We start from the raw sequence: 436 nt of genomic DNA, 5'->3' as shown, positions 1-436 counted from the left end.
TTGGTGGCGAGGGCTGTTTTRCAGGCGCCGACGAGGCCGTCGAGGAGTTGTTGGGGTCGGGTGCGGCGTTCGAGGTGGGCGTCCGCGGCCGCGGCTTCGGCCGCGGCGCCGAATCCCGGCCCGGTATGCGCGCCCGCGTCACCGCCGGCGGTGTCGGTTGGACAGTCCGCGGTGTCGGCTCCGCCCGTGGCCGCTCCGTCCCCGCCGTCACCGTTCTCCCCGGTGCCCGCGCCCGCGCCGGTGCCTGTTCCCGAGCCTGTTCCGTCCGCGGTGGTGGTGGGTTGGGTGCGGGGGTTGGTGGCGGTGTTCATGGCGGTGAGGAGGTGTTCGTATTGGTCGGTGGTGGCGAAGATTTCCAGGTGGTGGAGGCCGCGGCGGGGGCGGCGGGTGAAGGCGCCTTGGCGGTGGCGGAGTTCTTCTTCGCTGGGTTCGGTGC

The 436-nt window shown here is 72.9% G+C and carries 1 pseudogene; it reads right to left on the bottom strand.

The features are described 5' to 3' along the window. A pseudogene (locus tag AC1DD3_RS22110) lies at nucleotides 1-436 on the bottom strand (HNH endonuclease signature motif containing protein); the annotation flags it as partial.

The sequence above is a fragment of the Arthrobacter sp. 05T444 genome (assembly GCF_056395905.1).
Note: the sequence above shows the minus strand (reverse complement) of the source record. Positions and strands in the feature narration are given on the sequence as shown.